Origin of the sequence: Mesorhizobium sp. M0870 (assembly GCF_040319775.1) — a bacterium.
Lineage (GTDB): Bacteria > Pseudomonadota > Alphaproteobacteria > Rhizobiales > Rhizobiaceae > Mesorhizobium.
The window spans coordinates 1-17,184 of the sequence record NZ_JAMYOI010000054.1 but is presented as its reverse complement, the minus strand read 5'-3'; the positions used below and the strand labels follow the sequence as shown (position 1 = coordinate 17,184).

At 60.2% G+C, this 17,184-nt stretch carries 13 protein-coding genes and 8 pseudogenes; 9 read left to right on the top strand and 12 right to left on the bottom strand.

What is annotated here, in order from left to right:
• Positions 1 to 277, bottom strand: a pseudogene (locus tag NKH97_RS32460) (IS21 family transposase); the annotation flags it as partial.
• A 235-nt stretch (positions 278 to 512) separates the two neighbouring features.
• On the opposite strand from NKH97_RS32460, the gene tnpA reads away from it, so the two are divergent.
• The 3 genes and pseudogenes from tnpA to tnpC form a co-directional block, all read left to right on the top strand.
• Positions 513 to 866 carry an IS66-like element accessory protein TnpA gene (tnpA, locus tag NKH97_RS32455; protein ID WP_352799834.1) on the top strand — a complete coding sequence of 118 codons (354 nt, stop codon included), beginning with the start codon at positions 513 to 515 and terminating at the stop codon, positions 864 to 866.
• Positions 863 to 1,210, top strand: a complete 348-nt coding sequence (gene tnpB, locus NKH97_RS32450; RefSeq protein ID WP_352799833.1) for an IS66 family insertion sequence element accessory protein TnpB — start codon at positions 863 to 865, stop codon at positions 1,208 to 1,210. Before tnpA ends, tnpB begins: the two co-directional genes overlap by 4 nt.
• Before the next feature lie 66 nt (positions 1,211 to 1,276).
• Positions 1,277 to 2,729 (top strand): annotated as a pseudogene (gene tnpC / locus NKH97_RS32445) (IS66 family transposase); the annotation flags it as partial.
• 24 nt (positions 2,730 to 2,753) lie between these two features.
• Here the strand turns inward: tnpC and NKH97_RS32440 are convergent.
• Together NKH97_RS32440 and NKH97_RS32435 are read right to left on the bottom strand one after the other, a co-directional pair.
• Positions 2,754 to 4,822, bottom strand: a pseudogene (locus tag NKH97_RS32440) (recombinase family protein).
• Complete coding sequence (locus tag NKH97_RS32435; RefSeq protein WP_023731891.1) at positions 4,809 to 4,994, bottom strand: hypothetical protein; 186 nt, start codon at positions 4,992 to 4,994, stop codon at positions 4,809 to 4,811. The pseudogene NKH97_RS32440 and the gene NKH97_RS32435 overlap by 14 nt, the downstream one beginning before the upstream one ends.
• On the opposite strand from NKH97_RS32435, the gene NKH97_RS32430 reads away from it, so the two are divergent.
• The 3 genes and pseudogenes from NKH97_RS32430 to NKH97_RS32420 all read left to right on the top strand — a co-directional run bounded on the left by NKH97_RS32430 (position 4,993) and on the right by NKH97_RS32420 (position 5,773).
• Complete coding sequence (locus NKH97_RS32430; RefSeq protein ID WP_352799838.1) at positions 4,993 to 5,385, top strand: hypothetical protein; 393 nt, start codon at positions 4,993 to 4,995, stop codon at positions 5,383 to 5,385. The two genes, NKH97_RS32435 and NKH97_RS32430, sit on opposite strands and share 2 nt — an antisense overlap.
• Positions 5,307 to 5,537, top strand: a pseudogene (locus NKH97_RS32425) (transposase domain-containing protein); the annotation flags it as partial. The gene NKH97_RS32430 and the pseudogene NKH97_RS32425, both read left to right, overlap by 79 nt.
• A 2-nt stretch (positions 5,538 to 5,539) precedes the next feature.
• Complete coding sequence (locus NKH97_RS32420; RefSeq protein WP_352917438.1) at positions 5,540 to 5,773, top strand: hypothetical protein; 234 nt, start codon at positions 5,540 to 5,542, stop codon at positions 5,771 to 5,773.
• 282 nt (positions 5,774 to 6,055) lie between these two features.
• Here the strand turns inward: NKH97_RS32420 and NKH97_RS32415 are convergent, their stop codons facing one another.
• Genes NKH97_RS32415 through NKH97_RS32395 form a run of 5 tightly spaced genes read right to left on the bottom strand, consistent with a single transcriptional unit; the run spans position 6,056 to position 10,507 of the window.
• Positions 6,056 to 6,748 carry a ribonuclease activity regulator RraA gene (locus NKH97_RS32415; RefSeq protein ID WP_352799829.1) on the bottom strand — a complete coding sequence of 231 codons (693 nt, stop codon included), beginning with the start codon at positions 6,746 to 6,748 and terminating at the stop codon, positions 6,056 to 6,058.
• A gap of 11 nt (positions 6,749 to 6,759) precedes the next feature.
• Positions 6,760 to 7,545: an SDR family oxidoreductase gene (locus NKH97_RS32410; protein ID WP_352799827.1), complete on the bottom strand. Its 786-nt coding sequence runs from the start codon at positions 7,543 to 7,545 to the stop codon at positions 6,760 to 6,762.
• A 14-nt stretch (positions 7,546 to 7,559) separates the two neighbouring features.
• Positions 7,560 to 8,474, bottom strand: coding sequence for an SMP-30/gluconolactonase/LRE family protein (locus tag NKH97_RS32405; protein ID WP_352799825.1), 915 nt, complete (start codon positions 8,472 to 8,474; stop codon positions 7,560 to 7,562).
• 18 nt (positions 8,475 to 8,492) lie between these two features.
• Positions 8,493 to 9,308: an NAD-dependent epimerase/dehydratase family protein gene (locus tag NKH97_RS32400; protein ID WP_352799824.1), complete on the bottom strand. Its 816-nt coding sequence runs from the start codon at positions 9,306 to 9,308 to the stop codon at positions 8,493 to 8,495.
• Positions 9,308 to 10,507: a mandelate racemase/muconate lactonizing enzyme family protein gene (locus NKH97_RS32395; protein ID WP_352799822.1), complete on the bottom strand. Its 1,200-nt coding sequence runs from the start codon at positions 10,505 to 10,507 to the stop codon at positions 9,308 to 9,310. Before NKH97_RS32395 ends, NKH97_RS32400 begins: the two co-directional genes overlap by 1 nt.
• A gap of 582 nt (positions 10,508 to 11,089) precedes the next feature.
• Between NKH97_RS32395 and NKH97_RS32390 the strand changes: the two genes are divergently transcribed.
• Positions 11,090 to 12,001: a LysR family transcriptional regulator gene (locus NKH97_RS32390; protein ID WP_352799836.1), complete on the top strand. Its 912-nt coding sequence runs from the start codon at positions 11,090 to 11,092 to the stop codon at positions 11,999 to 12,001.
• A gap of 215 nt (positions 12,002 to 12,216) precedes the next feature.
• On the opposite strand, the pseudogene NKH97_RS32385 reads toward NKH97_RS32390, so the two are convergent.
• A pseudogene (locus tag NKH97_RS32385) lies at positions 12,217 to 12,309 on the bottom strand (IS6 family transposase); the annotation flags it as partial.
• A gap of 31 nt (positions 12,310 to 12,340) precedes the next feature.
• A pseudogene (locus tag NKH97_RS32380) lies at positions 12,341 to 13,350 on the bottom strand (IS5 family transposase); the annotation flags it as partial.
• A gap of 198 nt (positions 13,351 to 13,548) precedes the next feature.
• Here NKH97_RS32380 and NKH97_RS32375 point away from each other — a divergent pair.
• Positions 13,549 to 14,105, top strand: a pseudogene (locus NKH97_RS32375) (IS110 family transposase); the annotation flags it as partial.
• A 404-nt stretch (positions 14,106 to 14,509) separates the two neighbouring features.
• On the opposite strand, the gene NKH97_RS32370 reads toward NKH97_RS32375, so the two are convergent.
• Together NKH97_RS32370 and NKH97_RS32365 are read right to left on the bottom strand one after the other, a co-directional pair.
• On the bottom strand, positions 14,510 to 14,995 hold the full coding sequence (locus NKH97_RS32370; RefSeq protein ID WP_352799820.1) for a hypothetical protein: 486 nt from the start codon (positions 14,993 to 14,995) through the stop codon (positions 14,510 to 14,512).
• 12 nt (positions 14,996 to 15,007) lie between these two features.
• Complete coding sequence (locus tag NKH97_RS32365; protein WP_352799818.1) at positions 15,008 to 16,450, bottom strand: GMC oxidoreductase; 1,443 nt, start codon at positions 16,448 to 16,450, stop codon at positions 15,008 to 15,010.
• A gap of 393 nt (positions 16,451 to 16,843) precedes the next feature.
• On the opposite strand from NKH97_RS32365, the pseudogene NKH97_RS32360 reads away from it, so the two are divergent.
• Positions 16,844 to 17,107, top strand: a pseudogene (locus tag NKH97_RS32360) (transposase); the annotation flags it as partial.
• Between the last annotated feature and the right edge of the window lie 77 nt (positions 17,108 to 17,184).

Sequence of the window (17,184 nt, the reverse complement as noted above, 5' to 3'; positions counted from 1 at the left end):
CCCAGTTCGGCTCTGTGCGCCGCCGCGTGCCCTGTTTGACACCATTGCGAGCGAAGAGTTTGTTCTCAAGCGCGTCATCGGTCAGCTCGCCTGGCAGGGGCCAGCTCAACCCGATTGCCGCTGCGCGCCGCAGATTATCCTGCACCGTACTGCGTGCTATTCCCAGCACGACCGCAATCTCGCGGGAGCTGGTCCCGCTTCCGGCAAGCCGAAGCATTTGTCTCAACTGTCTCATGGTCAGCCTTCTCTTTGCCGGCATCAAAATGTCCTCGTTCATCGCGAGGCAATTGATGCCAAAGTTGCTGACCCAGGAGGTAATCTTCAGTGCCGAAAACCGGCCGGTCTTTGGTTGGAACGGTGGCCGGCTTCATACCGGAATGGTGGCCGGTGTTTGATCGGAATGGCGGCCGGCTTCACGTCGGAATCCGCAGAGGGCCGCCTTGCGCGAGCATGGCACGGTAGTGAGGCTGCGCTCTTAAGGTTGTCCTTACGAGCGTAGTTAGCAGCACAGCATGAGCCATGTGACGTTATTGACCGGGCCTGAGCGCCGTCGTCGTTGGAGTGAAGAGGATCAGTGCCGGATACTGGCCGCGGCATTCGCGCCCGGGTCCACGGTGGCGGCGGTAGCGCGTCAGTACGATGTCGCGACCAGCCTGATCTATAAGTGGCGGCGCTCGATGAGAGCCCGCGAGACGGGCTTTGCCGAAGTTGTCGTGGTTCCCGATAAGCCTTTCGCCGCTTCGGTGCCGGCGGTGCCACCAGCGGTGATCGAGCTGGAGATCGCCGGCAAGGTGCGGCTGCGGATTCCGCTGACCACGCCGCCGACACTGGCGGCGGCGATGGTGAAGGCGCTGGGCGTTTCATGATCCCGGTCCCGAGCCAGGTGCGGATCTGGTTGGCGGTCGGCCGGACCGATATGCGTCGCGGGATGCAGGGCCTCGCTCTGCAGGTTCAGGAGACGCTGGGCCGGGATCCGCATGCCGGCGATCTTTATGTCTTCCGCGGCCGCAGCGGCCATCTGATCAAGATTATCTGGCATGATGGGCTCGGCATGTCGCTGTATGCAAAACGGCTCGAGAAGGGCCGGTTCCTATGGCCGTCGCCGGCGGACGGCATGGTTTCCATATCACCGGCGCAGCTCGCCTACATGCTCGACGGGATCGATTGGCGCAACCCGCTTCACACGTTCCGCCCTGAGCTCGCGGGCTGAGTTTTTCTTTGAGTTTGCGCCATTTTCCGCGAGTCAGCGGACGCGTTTTATGATTCCCTCCAGAGCATGGTTGCCACCGCCCAGGATGCTGTTCCGGACGATATCGGCGCGCTGAGAGCAGCGCTGACCGCGGCGCTGGCCAGAGCCGAAGACGAGGCCGCGCGCGCTGTGCTGGTCGAGGCCGAACTGGCGGTCGCCAGGGCCAAGCATCGGATGATGCGGCGCTGATCGCACATCAGCATCTGACGATCCGGAAGCTGCAGCGGGCGCTGCATGGTCGGAGTTCTGAACGCTCCGTCCGCCTGCACGACCAGATGGAACTCACCTTCGAGGAACTCGAGAGCACGGCCACGGAAGACGAGATCGCCGCCGAACAGGCAGCGGCGCGGACCACCGAGGTGGCGCCTTACATGCGCAAGCGACCGGCGCGCCAGCCATTTCCCGAGCATCTGCCGCGCGAACGCGTGGTCGAGCCGGCGCCGACCGCTTGCCATTGCTGCGGCGGCCATCGGCTGCGCAGGCTGGGTGAGGATATCACCGAGACGCTGGAGGTGGTGCCGCGGCAATGGAAAGTGATCCAGCACGTGCGGGAGAAGTTTACCTGCCGCGACTGCGAGGCGATCAGCCAGGCTCCGGCGCCGTTCCACGCCACCCCGCGCGGCTGGGCCGGTCCCGGCCTGCTGGCGATGATCCTGTTCGAGAAGTTCGGCCAGCATCAGCCGCTCAATCGCCAGGCTGAACGCTATGCCCGCGAAGGCGTGCCGCTCAGCCTGTCGACGCTCGCCGACCAGGTCGGCGCCGGCGCCGCGGCGCTGACGCCGCTGTTCAAGCGGCTCGAAGCCCATGTGCTGGCCGCTTCACGTCTGCACGGCGACGATACGACGGTTCCGGTCCTGGCCAAGGGCAAGACCGATACCGGCCGATTATGGACCTATGTGCGCGATGTCCGACCTTTCGGCGGCGCCGATCCGCCGGCGGCGGTGTTCTGTTATTCCCGCGATCGTCGAGGCGAACATCCCGCGGCGCATCTCGCCGGCTGGAGCGGCATTCTGCAGGCCGATGCCTATGGCGGTTATGGCGATCTCTATGCGACGGGCCGTCAGCCGACGCCTGTTCTGGAGGCCAGCTGCTGGGCCCACAGCCGGCGCAAAGTGTTCGAGCTGGCCGACATCGAAGCGGCGGCGCGCAAGAAGGCGCACGGCGAGAAGCCCAACCTGGTCTATCCGCTAGCGGTGGAAGCCGTGAAGCGGATCGATGCCCTGTTCGATATCGAGCGCGAGATCAACGGCCTGTCGCCGGCCCAACGCAAGCCGTGCGCCAGGAGCGGAGCGTGCCGCAGGTCACCGAGCTTGAGCGCTGGATGATCGAGACGCGCGACAAGCTCTCGCGCGGACACGATCTGACCAAGGCCTTCAACTACATGCTGCGCCGCTGGTCATCCTTCACCCGGTTCCTCGATGATGGGCGCATTTGCCTATCGAACAATGCCGCCGAGCGAGCCCTGCGCGGCATCGCAATGACCGATTCATACTGCACCTCCTCTTCAAACGTCCGGAAACAGGGACTTTTGGTTTTCCATTTTGATGCGACACGGGCCTCTGTGACGCGGAAACTGGGTCACTTGATCCTTTTCCAGGTCCGCAGCTCGTATTTGGTGCGGTGCATCGGGTACCACCTGCTCAGTAGGGAGCACGCCCTCCTTGATCAATCGACGGACCCGATGGGCAGTAACCCCAAGCTTTTTGGCGGCTTCGGTCAATGTGAGCCACTCGCCATTCTTTTCGGCGGATCGGTAGCCGTGGATTTTATGGACCGTGCGCAGTGCCCCGACACGGCGCCCAGTCCAGGTTTTGCCTTGCCCGGTCTGCATTCCCATCCGGTTGAGAGTGGCGGCAATGTCTGTGTCGGACCACCGGGTCGCCATAGACCGCATGACGGCAAGGGCGGCCTCCGGAGTACTCTGGCCATGTTCGCCAGCTTTGGGTTTGCGAATGCGCAGCTGGGAGTGCTGGCCGCCTTTCCAGTGGATCGTCAAAATGACTTCACGCTGCTCTTCATCGATGTCAGCAATGATATCAGTCACGAGAGCACGAAGGAGGTGCTGACGACATCGCATGTCGACGTTAGGTGCGCGCCAGGCGGCCTCCAGATCGGTGGCAATGCCAGCAAATTCGGGGACTGGGGTGACAAGATCGATTTGTCGCGCTTGGGCCAAACCAGCTTCACAGGCTTCCACGCGCCTGAGCGCTGCCTCCCAGCTCTTCTCCAGTTGGGCAGCGATCAGCCGGTTGTCAGGGTCGCAAGCAGCATAGCGACGTTCAGCGAGAGAGGCCTCGTATCGGGCTTGCTGCAAGTCCAACTCCACCATGCGGTGTCGTTCTTCCAGATTATCCCGATGCGCCCGATCAGCTTCCATTGCGGCCTCGATCGCCATCGGCGTCACGGCCCTCAATATCTCTTTGCCGATAGCAGGGTCGATGCGAGATGCGCCAAAAGTCATGCATCGTGGCTTGGCCAGCATCTGATTGATACGTTCGCAGCGGTAATAGGGATGCCCGGGAGGCCGCCCCGAGTAGACAACGCCCAACCGCCTTCCGCATCGGCCGCAGGTGAGCAAGCCCGCGAGCAACGCGCGGCCGCCACGACCAGACTTGATGCCGCCTTTCTGGCCGAAGGCATTGACAGCGATGTGGCTCTGGTTCCTCTCAAACTCACTCCAATCGATATAGCCTTCGTGATGATCCTGGAGCAGCACGTCCCACGTTCCAAAGGGTTTGCCGTGGCCGTAGCTTTTAGCGCCCTGCCATCGACAATCTCGGTTCGCTTCTCGCTTTTACCATAGACATAGACCCCAGCGTAGAAGGGGTTCTTCAGGATCGAAATAACGCTTCGATAGCGAACCGGCACCCAGTCGAAGGACACCGTTTTGCGCCCGTCAGAAGGGCGAGGAAAATGGAAATTATCAGCCGTCAGCGAAATCAGCACCTGGCGGGCGCTGCCAAGCTCGCGGAAGCGCGAAAAGATGAGGCGGATCGCCTCTTGTACCCGCAAATCGGGATCAAGCCCCAGCCCATAGTCGCGGTGCCAGATATAACCGATCGGGACACTGAGACGCAGCTCCCCCCGCCGCGCTTTGGCGCGAGCCGCGTCAAGCATGCGCGTTCGCAAAATGCCGAGCTCAAACTCGCTGATACTGCCCTTCATGCCCAACAACAATCGATCGTTAGGCCGACAAGGATCGTACACTCCGTCGAGATCTATGACGCGCGCTTCAACCAGGCCGCACAGTTCCAGGAGATGGTGCCAATCCCGGCCATTGCGAGAAAGACGCGATGCGTCGAGGCAGAGCACTGCGCCAATTTTGCCCGTGCACAGGCCGCTCACCAGTCGTTCGAAACCAGGGCGGTCTACAGCACCGCTGGCGGTACGACCAAGGTCATCGTCGATCACATCGACATCACGGAAACCCCAGCGTCGCGCGACATCGACAAGTTCATATTGTCGCCGCTGGCTCTCCAGGTTGTTCTGGACCTGACCCGGGGTCGACTGTCGAACGTAGACCACAGCTTTGCGCTTCAGCACCGTGGCTGGAAGGAGATTATTGCCCGTCATCGCTCGTCTCCTTCGTCGCGACGCCGGCTGCGGCCATCAGGAGGGTCGCCAGCCTGGCGACAACGACGCTTCGTTCCCCGTCGCTCAGGCCTCGCATCTGCGGCGTATCGAACGGCATGCTCAGCTGCTGGGTCAGCACTGGTAACGTCGGGGGTAGTGGTAAAGCCTTCATGGCGCGCCTCCTGGATGGCCGTGAGTCCACCCCTCGAAGTCTGCCTGAAACCGCGCTCGGTAAGCAGCCTATGAAGTTCTACAAGCCCAATCACCGCAACACGCGGTTCGCCCATCTCCATGTCGGCGCAAAACGCCCGATCCAGCATCCACTCCGCCACCTGGATGATCTCACCCGGCCTGATCTCTACCCGGATGATCGCGCCATTGGCCCGGTCCTCGCGACCTTCATGCTGAAAACGACCGCCGTAATATGGATGCCAGCGATAATGAAACTCCACCATCTGCCCGACGTGGGCAGAATGACCCTGCGATGGCTCTCGGCAGAAAGTCCTGGCTGTTCTGCGGTTCCGATCGCGGCGGACAGCGCGCTGCCGTTCTCTACAGCCTGATCGTCAGCGCCAAGTTGAATGACATCGACCCTCAGGCCTGGCTCGCCGATATCCTGGCGCGCATCGCAGCCCACCCAGCCCATCGGATCGATGATTTGCTGCCGTGGAATTGGAGATCCGCACAACTGCGGACCCAACCAACGGCGGCCTGATCATGCAGCGCAATAAGGTGCATCACGTATACACCGTCGAACGTGTCGCCAGGGACCTCGGCGTCAGCGAAGCGCTCATCCAGGACCTGACCCTCGGTCTCGAGCCCGAGGACGGCGTCATCTGGGTGTACGGGGCCATCGATGACGACGGGATCTTGGCCTTCACCGATGAAGGCATCGAGGAGGTCAAACTCCTCCTCGACGAATATCATCGCGTCTCCCCATCGAAAGCTTGACCCCAGCACCGCGGTGCTCAAGGCCGCCGGATACGCACGTCTGCGGTCTTCACCGGATGCGTACGCCGGTCATACAACCGGGCTCAGACCCTGGATGCCGAAACAGTCCTGGAGTTCTGCTCATGCGTTGCCGAATTTAATCCTTGACCCCAAGACTGGTCGAACTGGCGGCCTTTGAACATTGTAACCCTCCGAAAATGATCGAAGGCTCCTTGCCACAGCGCCGGTAATCAAAAGGTTGCAACAGATCCGTTCAATCGGCCTTGATTTGAAAGCGGCGCTTCACGAATTTTTGTAGCGCTGCTTCGTTTCTTCATTCATCGGATAAAGCCCGGGAAGCGGAACGCCCTTTTCCACCTCGCTCATGATCCAGGCTTCCACTTGTTCCTGCTCAGGCCCCTCAGTAAGCAGGATCTCGACCATGTCTTTGGGAACTATGACCGCTCCGTCCTGATCGACGACGATCATGTCGTCAGGAAAGACCGCCACGCCTCCGCAGCCCACCGGCTGCTGCCAGGCTACGAAGGTCAGTCCCGCCACCGAAGGTGGCGCAGCGTAGCCATTACACCACACGGGCAGGCCGGTGCCGACGACACCATCGACGTCGCGCATCACGCCATCGGTCACCAATGCCGCGACGCCACGCTTAACCATGCGCGCGCACAATATGTCACCGAAGATCCCAGCATCGGTCACGCCCATAGCATCCGCGACTACGACGCATCCAGGCGGCATGTCCTCGATCGCCGCCCGCGTCGAGATTGGAGAAGCCCAGGACGCCGGGGTGGCGAGGTCCTCGCGCGCTGGCACGAAGCGTAACGTGAAGGCGGGACCGGCGATCCGCGGCTGGCCGGGCAACAGGGGTTTCGCGCCTCGCATCCAGATGTTCCTGAGACCTTTTTTGAGCAGGATGGTTGTGATTGTTGCTGTTGATATGCCCTTGAGGGCTTCGATGTCCTGATCGCTGAGTGCCATGTAAGTCTCCATCAAATGCTCTGGATGAGGCCGCCGTCTACACGGACGACGCTGCCGGTGATGTAAGATGCGCGCCGACTCGCCAGGAAGGCGACAACATCGGCGTATTCTTCAGGGTCGCCGTAACGCCCAAGCGGTATAGAGGCCTTGCTTTCGCTACTGACGCTTTCCACGTCGCGACTTTCGCGCTTTGCCTTCTGTTCATCGAGGGCCTTTATGCGCTGTGTAGCGATCCGTCCCGGTATCACGATGTTGGAGGTAACTCCGTCCAGGCCCACCTCGCTGGCCAGCGTCTTCGACCAGCCCACAAGCGACAGTCTAAGTGCATTCGACAAGCCCAGATTGGCGATCGGCGCCACGACTCCCGAAGAGGTAGAGGTGATTACACGCCCCCACTGGCGCTTGCGCATGCTGGGCAGGACGGCGTCGGTGAGGGAGATCACCGAAAGCACCATAACCTCGAAATGCTTCAGCCACGCGGAGGCATCCTGTCCAGAGGCGGGTGTCGGCGGAGGGCCACCTGTATTGTTGACGAGGATGTCGATTGGACCGAACGTTCCGTGCACTTCGCCTAGCACGCGCGGCATGGCGTCCCGGCTGGCGAGGTCCCACACGACAGCTGTCGCTTCCTCGCCATTCGCGCGGATCGCCTCGGCAGTTGCGTGGGCTGCGTCCCGACCGATGTCACCGCACGCGATTCGTGCACCTTCACGTGCCAGCGCCCGCGCGATGGCGCCCCCTAGCCCGCCGCCTGCACCGAGTACAAGTGCCGTCTTCCCTGCAATTCCCAGATCCATGATATTGGCCTTCCCTAAAATTGAGAGAACATCGGATGGCCGGGGACGTCTAGTTCCGCTGTTAGAATGCTCCCGGTCTCGGATTCGGTAATGAAGAGAGTCCTGTTGCCTTTACCGCCGAAGGCAACGTTGGTGGTCATCCGTCCGATTGGCGAGTTGATGCGCAGTAACGGCTCACCGAGCGTATTGAATAACCATATGCAACCGAGCCCTATATGGGCGATAGCAAGAGAGCCTTCGGCATCCATCGCCAAACCGTCCGGCCCAATGCCTCCATTCAGCCGGACGAAGGCACCGACCTTATAGGCAGTGCCGTCAGAATGCATTGGCACGCGCCAGACAGCGTTGTCGCGAGTCACGTTAAGGAAGATGGTGGTCTCGCTGCGGTCAAGAACGAGGCCGTTGGGGCTCGGCACCCTGTCCAATACGACATTCAGCCGCCCATCCGCGCGCAGCCGGAACAGGCGCCCGAACGGGTCGTGCAGCCCGCTCAAGCCCTGGTCGGTAAAATAGAGATCTCCATTGCATGAGAAGTGGAGGTCGTTCAAACCGTGAAACGGCTTGCCCTCATAGCCATCGACAACGGTGGTCACCTTCCCGGTCCCAAGCTCGAACTCAACCAATCCCCGGGTGAAATCGGCAACGAAAATCCGCCCATCCGCATGGAGCTTGAGCCCGTTCGGCGACCCGTCATATTCCATGACAACGCTGAAATCACCGGTTGGTGACATTCTCAATATCCGTCCCCACGCTACGTCAACCATGTAGAGATTGCCGCCGCGATCGAAGGAGGGGCCTTCGAGGAAGCAGTCCGTAGCCGCACCCGACCGATGTGTCTGCGCCCATCTGGAGGTGCGGCCTCTGATCCGGAGCGAATCTGGCACGCGGGCGAACACCTTTGCTTCGATCTGCGGCGGTTGTGCAAACATCAGAGTGATTCCTGCTGATCAATCGAGGCGGGTCGGATCGCCATCGAATCCATCGGCACAGAAACTACCGCCTTGAAAGCGAGCCTCAAACGGGGGTTCAACCAGATGTCCCTGCATTTGCGGTAAGAAGCGCTCCGCGTCGTCCTTCGGAAAGAAGCCGATCGCGCGGGCGCCTGCATCGTCCCACTGCTTGCGCGTGTTATTCGAGACGCCGTAGACGACGTGGAAGTGCACGCCTTCTGCCTCGATACAACGCTCGGTCAAATGGACAAAATCTGGTTCGCTAAGCCAGGACCAAAGGGATCGGCGATGCGGCGGTGCAGTACGGCATACGCCAATCCGCTGACAGATCACACTCAGGCCATGCTTATCGGCGTAGAGCCGCCCAAGCGCCTCGCCGAAAATCTTGGATACCGCATAGAGGCCATCGGGTCTCAGTTCGTCGCCTGCGCTCGTGATGCGTGTGCGGGGAAGGAACCCGCCGACGTGATGGCTGCTGGCATAAACGACGCGGCGTACGGCCTGACGCCGGGCAGCCTCGAAAACGCAATATGTTCCTTCGATGTTGGAACTCCGGATTTCGTCCCAACTGTCCTCGAGCGATCGGCCGCCCAAATGAAGTACAGTATCGATCCCCCTGCAGAGAACCTCCATCGTTTCCAGATCGGCGAGCGAGGCGTAATGTGCCTCCAGCCCTTCGAACAGGTCGTCGTCCCGCCTTTCGCGAGTCGCGACCCGGAGCTGGTAACGGTCGCGAAAGGCTCTGACCAGCAGGGAACCGAGGGCGCCACCCGCTCCGGTGATCAACACTTTTCTTTTTTTGCTTGATGGCATCACGACACCGCCTGCCAGTCGGAAGCACCATAGCGGTCGAGCGTCTCCTCATCGAACGAGAAAGCCAGACCCGCCTCGGAGGGCAGGGCGATTCGGCCGTCTTGCGGCTTCAACTCACGATCGAACAAGGGTTGTGTGCAGACGATCTGTTGGTCCACGAAATATTCAACGAGCGCTGAGTTTGGCTGCGAGGCGGCCAGATGGACGTGGATGTCATGCCACGCATGCGGATACACGGGAACGCCGTATGCCGATGCAATTCCGCAGATGCGGCGCCATTCGGTGATTCCGCCACAGACCAACGCATCGGCCTGGAGCACATGGGCTGCACGAGCGTCGAGCAGCGCACGGAACCTCCAGCGCCCGGCCTCGATCTCCCCTGTCGCCACCGGTATTGTTGTCGAAGTGACGAGGCGCGCATGGCTCTCGATGTCGTCGGGGCTGAACGGTTCCTCGATCCAGTCGGGGCTGAACGGCTCGAAGCAGCGGATAAAGGGAAGGGCGGTGAAGAGGTCGCGCCATGCATTATTGGCATCGAGAAAGAGCCTTACGTCCGTCCCGATGCGTCCGCGCGCGGCCATGATACGGCGTTTTTCTTCCTCCAAGCCCAGCATCCCGACCTTCATCTTCACCGCCTTGAAGCCCTGCTCGACATATCCGGCAAGTTCGTCGGCTAGATGGTCGGGCGATTTGCCTTCCTGATAGTAGCCCCCGCTTGCATAGCAATCCACGAAGCCGTCCGTGTAGGAACCAAGGAACTGCCAAAGGGGCAAGTTGGCCAAACGGGCGTTGTGGTCCCACAGCGCGATGTCGATCGCGCTCAACGCGCGCATGACGGCGCCCGTACGGCCATGCAACAGCGCGTCCCGGTACATTCTCTCCCAGATGCCTTCAATCATTAGGGAGGACTTGCCCACGATCAAGGGGGCCAGCAGTGTGGTCACAGCGTCGAGTGCAATGGAACCGCCCGAGCTGCCGGCATAGGTATATCCGAGGCCGATGCCATCCTTTGAGATCACCTTCACCAACACGTAGTCCCTGGTGTTCACGGCGCGCGTCGCGAAGGACGTCGTCGCCCGAAGGGGCATGCGAACGAGCCGCGCCTCGACGCGCTTTATGATCCCAATGATCCCAGCTGCCGCCCGTGCATGATGGGATGGTTCGGGTACCGTTACGGCCATGTTTGCAACCTGTTCCAAGAGTTCACCTGTGTTTCAACTTGTCCGAGCAACCACATAGCACCCGCCTCGACCCTGCCGAGCTTAGGATACTCCGCCGCCATAGCCGCGGGGGCCGCGGACGTCGCCCGCCGCACGACGTACTCGCGGTTTTGCTAATCCTGTCGCGCCCACATGGTGAAGTCCAGCCCATACTCTTAATACTCATTATTACATATCGTGATGGTGCGGGCCGCGGTCACATCAGCCCTTTGCAGGCGGCCGGGTCGTGGACCGGAACGCATGGCGGTCAGGAGGGCCCGGGCAGCAGGCGACGGCACACGTCCATTCAGCCACCAGTCTTTGCCAATCTGCCGCGATATCTGGTCGGAAGCCTCGAAAGCGCATCATTGGCAAGGGTGCTTTCCGATCTCGGCCATGAGGCGGCGCCAACACGGTGGTCGCCTCGATCTGTTGATGCGCGTCACGTACCCCGCCTCCAAGGGCTCACAGATCGGATTGCAACACAGACACATGCTTGTCTGGTGAGACATCAACTCCAGGGTATGATAGCGATAGTAAACATCAGAGATCTTGATATCTTGATACAGAGGAGGTGGGTTGGTGGAGCTGCAATGGGTTACCACCTTTCTCGCGGTGGTAGAGCACCAGGGGTTCGCCCGCGCCGCCGACGTACTGCACTGCTCGCAGCCGACAGTAAGCAATCACGTCGCGTCGCTCGAACGTGAACTGGGAGCACCGCTGTTGCAGCGCTATTGCCGGCCGGTCGCACTGACGGAGGCGGGGGCGGCTTTCCTCCCCCATGGCCGAGCGTTGGTTCGTGAATTTGAGACCGCTCGCAGTTCGGTCGCGGATGTCACCGGTCTGCGTTCTGGTTCAGTCACACTGGGTGCCTACGCCAGCGCAGCGGCCGGCTACGTTCCTGGCCTACTCAGGAGTTTCAGAAAGCGACATCCAAGGATCACCGTTCGGCTGGTGGAGTCACGCGCCGACGACCTTGCGCAAGCAGCGCTTACCGGTCAAGTCGAGATCTTTCTACGCCCAACCACGCCGCCCCTGTCAGTGGCGACATTCGGGCATCAACTGTTGTGGCGGGAGCGCTACAAAGTGGTATTACATCACGAGCACCCGTTGGCCGCACACGCAGGCCCCGTTGCGATAGACGAACTTGCCAACCTGCCGCTCATAATGACTGGGCATGGCGAGCTAGCCAGCCCTCACCACCCCCTCTGGCGTAGTCTCGATCGCTACCCGGACCCCGCGTACGAGGTCACTCACCCCCAGTCTTTGATTGAACTCGTTCGAGCAGGTCTCGGCGCTGGCGTGACAAACGAAGTCGCACTGAACGTATCGGCTGTCGATGGCTTGGAGATCCGGGACATCAGCGCAGATGCAGCTCAGCGGGATGTAGCTGTCTGGTGGCTGACTGGACGTGTACTGTCGCCTGCTGCCCGAGCCCTCGTGGCCGCCATGCGTTCCGGTCCACGACCCTGCGGCGTGCAACCGCTGACGTGACTGCGGCCCTCACCCATACCATCACGATATCTAATAATGAGTATCATAGTATCGGCTGGACTTCACCATGTGGGCGCGACAGAATGAGCAAAACCGCGACTAGCCAAGTCGTACGGCCACAAGATGAATAATCTGGACCTGAAGCAAGTTAAGCCCCTGCGCGTCACCCAGCCGACGAGGGGTCGGAACAAGAGCAGTTCGAATCGTACGTTAAAGTCCTCAAGATCACGCAGGCTCGGATTGTAGGCCAGGTACCAGCGCACGCAAAGCAGGAGCACGGACTGGTCGAACTGACGATATTTGAACATTGCAACCTTCCGAAAATGATCGAAGGCTCCTTATCTTTGTCCTGGCCCGCGCGATACCGATGGTCCGCACGAACAGGCCCATGCGGGACTTCTGCTGCGCGAAGACGTGCTCGACGAAGGCGCGGATTTTTGAGCGCCGGCCATTGGCCCGTGCCGTCGCCTCGCTCATCGGCCGGCCTTTTGGCTTCTTGTGTTGGATGTCGGAGAAGTAGCCGTGCCTCTCCAGCCACGCCTCATTTTTCTTCGAGCGATAGGCCGTGTCAGCCCACACCGTCGAGCCGGTGTTGTTCTTGTCCAGCCCGTTTCGAAGCTGCGCCCCGTCATAGGCCGAGGCGCTGGTGACGTTCCAGCCGCGGATGAAGCCGTGCCGGCGATCAATCGAGGCATGGTTCTTGTAGCCGAAGGCGGGAACGGCGATATCGCGCTGCTTCGTCTTTCCCTCTTCGTCGGCCTTCGCCTTGGAGAACTTCACCGTCCAGCGGGCGTCCCGGTCCTTCTGGCGCAGCTTGGTTGGCTTCTTCTGCCACTCGTCCGGCACCTTTCCTGCCTTGATGTCGGCCTTTTCGGCATCGCTGTTGCGCTGCTTCGGCGCCGCCACGATCGTGGCATCCACGATCTGGCCACCCATAGCCAGATAGCCGGCCTTGCCGAGGTGCTTGTCGAACCGGGCAAACAGGTTCTTCACCGCCCGGGCCTGCGTGAGGTGCTCGCGAAACAGCCAGATCGTTTTGGCGTCGGGAACCTTGTCGCCGAGCCCCAGCCCGAGGAAGCGCATGAACGACAGCCGGTCCTGGACCTGGAACTCGGCCTCATTGTCCGAGAGACTGTAGAGCGCCTGCAGCACCATGATCTTGAACATCATCACCGCATCAAAGGGCGGCCGTCCGCCTTTGGCGCCATCGGAGCGCTTCAGCGCCTTGGCCAGCGGCTTGCGAAACACCTCCCAGGGCACCACCGCGTTCAGCTTCTCCAGGGGATCGCCGGCTCGCTCAGCCGCACATAACGCTCATCAATATCCCAGAACGCCGCCTGTCCCCGCATCCAACGCCTCCGAGCAAATCACAAGGCGAAGTGAATCGAAATGCGTTCCCGATTGCGAGGTTTTTCGAGATGGGGTATCGGCTTGAGCCTCACCTGTAGACGGGCAGTGGATGGTAGGAGGGAGGTGCTGCGCTTCGAGCGATGATAAAACGTGGTCATGTTCTGCAACTGCCACAAGCATCGGAAAGGAAGCGCAGCATGAAGCATTATACGGGCCTCGATGTCTCGGTGAAAGAGACCGCCATCTGCATTGTCGACGAAACGGGTAAGATCTGCCGAACGGGTTGGTCTTGAGGCCGGGCCTTTGTCGCAATGGCTCTTCGAGGGGCTTGCCAGAGCGGGCTTTCCAGTGATCTGCATAGAAACGCGACACGTCAAAGCGACCTAAAGGCTCAGCCGAACAAGACCGATCGCAACGATGCACGTGGCATCGCGCAGATGATGCGGGTCAACCTGTACCGGCCTGTGCTGTGAAAACGTTGACGAGCCAGAAACGACGGGCGCTTCTGACGGCGCGCAAGCTGCTGCAGGGAAAGTCGATCGCCATTGAGAACGACATTCGCGGACTGTTGCGTAATTTTGGGCTGAAGGTCGGGAACGTTGGAGCTGTCAAATTCGAGGAGCGGATCCACGAGCTGGTGGATGGCATGGCAGATCTCCAGGAAATTATGGTGCCGCTGCTGACAGCGCGGCGCAAACTGCGTGAGGAATTCTCCCGGTTGCACAAGAAGGTTCTGGACATCTCGCGCAACGATGAGATGCGGCATGCAAAAGGCCATTGTCGCGCTCGCCCGCAGGCTGGCCGTCATCATGCATCGCATGATGAGTGACAGCACCGAATTTTGCTGGACGAGGGATGATTTGCCAGCCGCAACCTGACGCCAATCGGATGACCGCGCAGCATAAAAGTAGGAGATAATGGAATCCGCAACCTGGCGGAAAGCTGTCCTTCGCAGGACGATGGTGAAGTGAGTTCGCTGGACACCTTGTTCGAACGCAAATGACGTTCAGGACGCGTTCGAGATTGTTCTACTTCATCATTTGAAGCGAGAGCCTGCGAAAGATGGCAAAAGCCGGAGAACCGGAAAAGTTCGAAAGCGCTTGACTTTACCTGCCGATAGAGAAGGTGTCCATCTGTCCTAGAACCCTTTATAACCGCCTATGGCGGTTGCCCTTCAAACCCCCAGCTCTGCTGGGGATTATTGGCTGTTTCGATAATCGCAAACGGGTTCGCGCATGGTTGCGGGCCCGTGAAACGGATCGGATCGCCTGGTGATTGACGCCGGGCATAGTCGGTCAAAAGGTGGAAGTCCGCGAGCAGCCAGCGCTCGAAATGCTCCAACCGCTGCGCACGGTCACCGGGTAGGATGGGACGGGCAGCGGATGCAAGCCTGAGCTTCTCCAGAAGCGCGGAAACGCCCGTTAAGTTTTCGGTCGGAAAGGTCGTCGGACGCTGGGCGCGGAACTCCTGGGTGAACGACCGGAGTTCGTTCTCAGCCATGTTCACGGGCCCAAGATTGCGCTCAAGTACCATGCGGACCAGGTCCTCGTGGGCGAAGGAGCGCACCCAAGCGTAAGCGAGGCCCATAGAGGCCACACCGCCACCCAAAAGCCCAAGCACGACGCGTCTCGAAACCGTGATCATGCCGGATCCCTCCTACGCGATGCGGCTCGCCGCCCTGAGAGAGAGGGCGGCAGCAGTCAGGCTGGGATTGGCGCACGAACAGCTCGGAAAGGTGCTGCTACCCACAATGACGAGATTCCTGAGTTTATGGTGGATCATGTTCCGGTCGACGACAGAATCCGTAACATCCCTGCCCATTCGCAGCGTCCCTTGAACATGCGCTACGGTTTTCATTTGCCCTCGGTCGAATATCTCCTGCACCGGCAGTGGCCTAAGCAGCTCACCAAGCCGCTGCTTGGCCTGCGCCATGCCCTCCACGGCATAATCGGAAGGCCCCGCGTAAATGACGTGGGCGTTCTCGTTCTCGTCGAGCGTGACACGGTTCTCCGGCTTGAGGAGGTCTTCAGTCACGACGATCAGCGGCAGGGTCTGCCGGAGCCGTCCCGGTTCGGGACGCATCCCGTACGACCACTGGTTCTCGAAATAGACAAGTGCGGCGGCGTGGTTCGACCGGTGTGGTCCGTCGTACAGGCCGAAATTCAGCCCGGTTGTGATCGTCGAGCCGTCGAAATTGTCGATCCCGTCGAGATAGGCCTCGAAAGTCCAACCAAAGCATTCGTGCAATCCACGTCCTATCCACTCGCCGTCGAGATCCGATCGCAGCATTATCGCCGGACTCTGAATGGCGTTCGCCCCCAGGACGAACAGATCCGCCGTGACCTGGAACTCCTTGTCCTCATTCACGAATGTAACAGACTGAACAGATCCGCCGGCGTACTCCAGCCGGCGCACCTCCGAATTGAGGCACACCGCAACATCGGGATGTTCGAAGAGATGCATGAAGCTGTTATTGGCGGTGAATTTCGCGTCGACTGGACACAGCCAGCACCGGAAGGATGCGCAGCAGGCGGAGCGCTGTTCCGTCGCGATGCGTGCGCGCGCAGTCGGCATAACGAAATGCTGGCCGGGCTGCGCCGCTTTCATCATCCGGTCCGGCGCCGACATGCGATGAGACGGCTGAGGGAAAGGCTTGGAACGCGGCATGACCGCGGCCATATCGGGATCGCCGGAAATCGACATGATCGCCTCGGCCGTGCAGTAAAAAGGCTCGAGATCGTCATAGCTGAGCGGCCAATCGAGACCGATGCCGTAGAGGCTTTTCAGCCTGAAATCTTTCGGATGAAAGCGCGGCGTCTGCGCAAACCAGCAGTTTGTTCCGCCCCCCAGGCCGATGGTGTAGTGCCACGGCTTGCTGGAGTTGCTGGAATAGGTACTGTCGTCCTGGACGTTGCTGTTTGAGCCATGCTCAAGTTGCCAATCATGCGTGTTGTGGCGCCCCCATTCGAGGACGAGAACGCGCCCTTTTCTTCTCCTGGAGAACTCGTGCAAGAAGAAGGCTGAACCGAAGCCGGAGCCGATCACGACAAGATCATAGTGCTCGCCGGCGACCTGTTGGGCTCGGATGTCAAGTACCATTTATGGCCTCTTCGGCCGCTGACCCTGCGGGCTACCTGCAGGTCAGCGAGACAATTTCAATGTTGCATCGCACTGTTACGCACCGCAAAATGAGTTTGCCACTACCACGTTGGGTAGTTAGGCAACACTTCTTGCCGCGACCTCTCCAGTCTTTCAAAAGTCGTGCCGATTGCCAAAAATGAGATCCGAACTTCCTTTCCTCGTTATTTCAATACGCGAACGGCGTGGTTCTGGTAGGTGGATTGATGTTGTCATGCACACGACAAATCGGCAGATATACTCCGGCCGAGCGGAGTTCCTGAAACTACCGGAGGCAGAAGTCCGGCTTGACCTGAGACCCTGAAGCTCCTCCAGTTTTTTGGTAGAGTCTGTCCCACTCAAGGAGACGGACGAATGAAGCGTTCACGGTTCACGGAAGAACAAGTCATCGCGATTTTGAAGGAGCAGGAGGCGGGCATGAAGACCGCCGATGTCTGCCGCAAGCATGGGATCTCGGAAGCGACCTTCTACAAATACAAGGCCAAGTTCGGTGGCATGGACGTTTCCGATGCGCGCAAGCTGAAGGCTTTGGAAGAGGAAAACGCCAAGCTGAAGAAGCTGCTGGCCGAGCAGATGCTGGACAATGCCATCCTGAAGGATGTCGCCGCAAAAAATGTATGGTCCGCCCCGTCCGTGCAAGGGTTCGCGACATCGTCGATGACGATTCCAGTTGCATAAATGTATCCGGCCTCTCG